This window comes from Ferrovibrio sp., assembly GCF_002796975.1.
Lineage (GTDB): Bacteria > Pseudomonadota > Alphaproteobacteria > Ferrovibrionales > Ferrovibrionaceae > Ferrovibrio.
In genome coordinates, this window is record NZ_PEKV01000001.1 from 103,158 (window position 1) to 108,163 (window position 5,006).

General features: G+C 59.5%; 6 protein-coding genes and 1 tRNA gene. 2 read left to right on the top strand and 5 right to left on the bottom strand.

Features of this window, described 5'->3' with window-relative positions; translation table 11 throughout:
- Nucleotides 1–746, top strand: a 746-nt coding sequence (locus tag CTR53_RS00500; protein WP_367158926.1) for an ArsR/SmtB family transcription factor, incomplete at its 5' end; no start/stop codon positions are given.
- 89 nt (nt 747–835) lie between these two features.
- Nucleotides 836–909, top strand: a tRNA-Gly gene (locus tag CTR53_RS00505).
- Nucleotides 910–1,229: 320 nt separating this feature from the next.
- Here CTR53_RS00505 and CTR53_RS00510 read toward each other — a convergent pair.
- The 5 genes from CTR53_RS00510 to CTR53_RS00530 all read right to left on the bottom strand — a co-directional run.
- The gene (locus CTR53_RS00510) at nt 1,230–1,916 is read right to left on the bottom strand and encodes a GntR family transcriptional regulator (RefSeq protein ID WP_290808221.1); all 687 of its coding nucleotides are present in this window, start codon (nt 1,914–1,916) and stop codon (nt 1,230–1,232) included.
- 148 nt (nt 1,917–2,064) lie between these two features.
- Nucleotides 2,065–2,463, bottom strand: a complete 399-nt coding sequence (locus CTR53_RS00515; protein ID WP_290808224.1) for a RidA family protein — start codon at nt 2,461–2,463, stop codon at nt 2,065–2,067.
- Between the two features lie 32 nt (nt 2,464–2,495).
- The gene (locus CTR53_RS00520; RefSeq protein WP_290808227.1) at nt 2,496–3,326 is read right to left on the bottom strand and encodes an alpha/beta hydrolase; all 831 of its coding nucleotides are present in this window, start codon (nt 3,324–3,326) and stop codon (nt 2,496–2,498) included.
- 17 nt (nt 3,327–3,343) lie between these two features.
- A complete protein-coding gene (locus CTR53_RS00525) occupies nt 3,344–4,462 on the bottom strand; it encodes an NAD(P)/FAD-dependent oxidoreductase (RefSeq protein WP_290808229.1) in 1,119 nt (372 codons plus the stop codon).
- Between the two features lie 11 nt (nt 4,463–4,473).
- On the bottom strand, nt 4,474–5,006 hold a 533-nt coding region (locus CTR53_RS00530), incomplete at its 5' end, for an ABC transporter permease (protein ID WP_290808231.1).

Genomic DNA, 5,006 nt, shown 5'->3' on the forward strand with positions numbered 1-5,006 from the left:
GCGCCATGAGCAGCAACGAACCGCATGTCGCCAAGATCGCCGCGCTGATCGGCGATCCGGCCCGCGCCAATATCCTGAAGGCGCTGATGGACGGTCGCGCCCGCACCGCCAAGGAACTGGCGCAGATCGCCGGCGTCTCGCCGCAGACCACCAGCGGGCATCTGGCGAAGCTGTCGGATGGCGGGCTGCTCAGCCTGGCGAAACAGGGCCGGCATCGCTATTTCCATCTGGCCAATGCGCAGGTGGCGGCGGCGATTGAAAGCCTGATGACGCTGGCCGGCGAACGCATCTTGCCGAAGCATCATCACCATACCCGCGTGGCCGGCGCGCTGCGTGCGGCCCGCACCTGCTACGACCATATCGCCGGCAAACTCGGCGTCTGCCTGTTCGACCAGCTGGTGGCGCGCGGCTGCATTTTGCCCGCCGGCGATGACGGCGAGGCCGAGGATTTCGTGGTGACCAAAGCCGGCCGCCAGCTGTTCGCGACGCTGGAGATCGACGTCGATGCCCTCGCCAACGGCAAGCGCCGCTTCGCCCGCGCCTGCCTCGACTGGAGCGAGCGCAGCCCGCATCTGGCCGGCTCGCTGGGTGCCGCGCTGGCCGAGCGCTGCTTCGAACTGGGCTGGCTGGAACGCCGGCGCGACAGCCGTGCCGTCACGCTCACCCGCGCCGGCCAGGCCGGCCTGGCGCAGCATTTCGACCTTGCTCCGGCGCAGATCGCGGCTGCCATGGCCGAAGTGCATTAGGTCAACCCTGCCCGCCAGCCCTGTTGTAACCCGCTGATCCGTTGGCTATCTTCCGGGCACCGTCCATTTCGGCGGGCCTGTTCCGGCAGGCGGGTGTAGCTCAATGGCAGAGCAGAAGCTTCCCAAGCTTACGACGGGGGTTCGATTCCCCTCACCCGCTCCAGCACTTAGCTGATCAAGCTTTTGAGAAAGCTTACGACGGAAAAATCAATTCCCTTATAAGTCCGACACTTAATCGAGCCTTATTCTGTTCGATGGGACAATTTGGGACATCGCGAAAATTTTTTCCGGCATGAATTTCAGACGGAAAAGAAATCGGCAAATGCGCTGACCCAGGCACTCGGCATCCGCGGGAAGATTTGCGAGTCCTCAAAGAGCATGTCTTGAAGGTAGCGGTATTGGCCGGCCGAGATCAGATGGCTCTCCGCGTTATCAGACATTCTTGAGAAAACAGATGATGGCGAGCGAGGTCGGACGTGGATGCTATTTCCGCTGCCGACGCAACATCCCGGTTCGATAATCGTTGTGCTGCTTCAGAAACTTCAGTACGCGATCTCGTGCTTCCATGATGTGGGATCGGAACGCTGCAGCGACCGCACCTGCGTCACCCACCTGGAAAATCCTGACGAGTTCGGAATGCTCATAAGCCGGCAACTCGGGCGTGCCATAGACGTCAATATACAGGCGAATGTAAGGCTGGATCAGCGCGCGCGCCCGCTCGATTTCCATCACCAGCCGCTTGCGGCCGCTTATCGCCGAAATGTAATCATGAAACGCGTTGTGCGACGCGACCCAGGCCCTGGTATCCGTGCGCGCGGAATCCATGGCCTCGCGCAAACGTTCAATCTCTTTCATCGCTTCAGATGTGCGGGCCTCTAACGCCGAGATCGCCGCCAGCACTTCCAAATTGGCGCGCATCTCGAACAGGTCGTCGACATCGGCCATCGACAGTTCGGTGACGATGGCGCCCCGGTTAGGCCGCATCGTCACCAAGCCTTCCATCTCCAGTCCGCGTAAAGCTTCCCGTACCGGCATACGGCTGACATTCAGTTCTTTGGCAATGTCCTGCGGCTTCAGCCAGCTGCCGCCGGTATAATCGCCGTCCAGAATCTTCTGGCGAATGAATGCATGGGCGGCCTGCTGGGCCTTGCTGTTGGGTAATCTGGGCACCGATTTTCCTCGGCTTGATCCAATCTCACCCAGATATCAGAGTAACCCTAGATGTATCAATGGCTTGTTGCCGTGGTGGCAGCAACACGGCGGAAGAGTGCATTGAATGGGTAGCCCAGCCTGTGGGTGGGCTACCCATTGCACCCGGTCAGCCCCTCAGACCAACGACTGACTCGATTTCGACCATCATGCCCGGCACTGCCAGAGCCGAGACCTCGATCAAGGTCGAGGCAGGCTTCGCCTTGCCGAAGTATTTCTGGCGCACCGGGTTGATGAGGGTCCGGTGAGAGATGTCGGTCAGGAAGACGGTTACCTTCAGGATGTCCTCAAAACCGGCCCCCGCATGGTCCAGCAGCTTCTTGGTAATCGCCAGGATGCATTCGGTCTGCGCGACAGGGTCATCCTTGCCGACAAGGTTACCCTTGGAATCGAGAGGCGCGATGCCAGAGATAAAAAGCAAATTGCCGAAACGGACGGCGTCCGTGTAATGGCTGAGCGGCTCACTCAACTCGGGATGGCGAATTTCTTCTTTCAGGAATGCCGTCACGGTATTCTCCATTGTGTTAGTGGCATCGTGGCTTATTTGCGCAGGAAAGCGGTCAGGTCGTCGTAGAAGCGCAGCGGATGTTCCAGGAATGGGAAATGTCCGCACTGTTCATAGATTTCGAGCTGAGCTGAAGGAAATCTGGTCACTCCGGCAATTTGCCGATCGACCGGCGTCCGGATGTCGTCACGCCCGGCAATCATCAAAACAGGTATCGTGATGCCATCGAGGCGGTGCGATACCTGGCCTGCCGGGTCGTAGATGGTTTCGATGATCTGGTTGATAGTGTCGGCATAAGCGACAGCCCGGTCCGGATAGGCATAGGACGTGAGCTGGACCAGCAGCAGCTCCTCGCTGACACCGGATTCTGCAAAGACGATGTTCCGAAGCCGCGTCCGCAACCCTTCAAGGGTCGGGTCTTTCATCGCATTCAGAGCATTGGCGGCCGACGCCTTGAGAACCACCTCTTGCTGCTCGGGCGCATTGAAGCAGGAGGAACTGGCTGCCAGGACCAGCTTGCTGACCAATCCCGGCCGCTCGAAATGAGTCAAGCCAGCAACCAGGCCACCCAGTGAGCTGCCCAAGACGCAACCCTGCTTGACCCCGATCACGTCGAGAAGCGCAACAATGTGCCTTGCCATCGCCAATGGCGGAGGCTGGCCGTCAAACCCGCGATACCCAGTGAAGCCATGCCCCAGCATGTCAGGCGCAATGACCCGATAGTCCCTGGACAAAGCGTCCATGTTGCGGTGAAAGCAATCCCCCGACATACCGACGCCGTGGAGCAGCACTACCGCAGGGCCAGTTCCGGCCTCCAGGTAGCGGGTGTTCACACCGTCGACATCAATAAACTTGGCGCGCATCATTTCCCCCCGGTCCGCGCTTAAATCTGCTTCACGCCCTGGCTGAGTCGCGCCCATTCCATCTTCGTTGGCGTGAAGGTGCCAATGGCAGAGACGAAAGCTGTCCGGAGCGATTCCAATGCCAGTGGCCAGGCATGCACGACGTCGTCATAGCGGTTTGAGAAAGACTGGATTTGCTCGGTCAGCTTGCGCTGCTCGGTTTCCCACTCCCTGAGGGCCACCTGAACGTCGCCGCGGGCGACCAGGATATCCGTCAAGGCGCCGGCATTTGCGATTGCGCAGCCTGCACCCTGACCGAGATTGGGAGGTTGCCCATGAACAGCATCGCCCAGAATGGCCACGACGCCCTTGCGCCAGCCATTCACCCTCACCTTGATGTGTTGACGGCGGCTGGTCAGAGCCGGGTCGATACGATCAATGAGCCCCCGGAACTCCGGGAAATGGTCACCCCAGACTTTCCGGTCGAATGTCTCCGAAGCTGCGCCACGGTCGTCATCCCGACAGGATGCGCAGACATAGGTCGCGTCATTACCCGACTGGGTAATCAGCACCCGCCTATGGCCACGCCAGAATTCGACAACCTTTGACGTCGGGTCGCTGTCGGCACGCGGGACCAAAACACGCCAGGAGCCGTTGCCAGTGGGCTTGATATAGTCGTTGAGTCCCAGTGAGTCCCGAACCGCTGAGCCGACACCGTCCGCACCGATGATCAGGTCGGCCTTATCTGTGCGCCCATCCTCCAGAAACAGCTCGCCATTCGGCGTAGCTCCCCGGACAATGCTGTCGGTCTTGACGGTGACGCCATAGTCGACCGCTGCTTTGACCAGACTGCTGTGCAGGTCAGCACGTTTCACAACGATAACGGCCTTTTCAGGAAGATGGCGGTCGACAAATGCACGCCCATTGCTCTCCCACAGTTCGCCACGAAGAATCCAAGTCCCCTTGCCAACGACGTCATCGTAGCAGCCGATCTTGCCGAGAACGGCAAGCCCGTTACGCTTCAGGAAAATCCCCGCCCCGATCTCGCGCAGCTCTTTGCCACGTTCGTACAGGGTTACGTTCACGCCTGACTTCGCCAGGCTGGCAGCAGCTGCTGCACCGCCAATACCGCCACCGACAACGATTGCTGTCCGCACCATTACTGTACCCCTTACGATACGATGCCGATTTGCGACTGATGCCAGAAGATCAGCTTCCGCTCGGCAAACTCGACGGCGTAGAACAGCGCCACGCTTACAACCGAAATGATGATGAGGGCCGCGAACAGCATGTCGGTTCGCTGGGCGCCGCTGGCACTCTGGATAAGATATCCCAGGCCGTTATCGCCACTCAGGAACTCGCCAATGATAGCGCCGATGACAGCGAAAGTGATCGCCAGCTTCAGGCCGCCGAACATCGCGGGAAGCGCGGACGGCAACCGGATTTTCCAGAAAATGCGAAATTCGGACGCCCCCGTAGACCGGGCCAGCGAAACGACATCTGGCTCAATGCCCTTGAAGCCGGTCGTTGCACTGATGAGCATCGGGAAGAACGCAATCAATGCCGCCATCAGAATTTTGGGGAACTCGCCGAAGCCGAACCACACCAGCAGTAACGGGGCAATGGCAATCTTAGGCAGAGCCTGAGAGATGACGATGACCGGATTGATGAAAGCCTCGAAGATGCGCGAGTATGAAATGAACA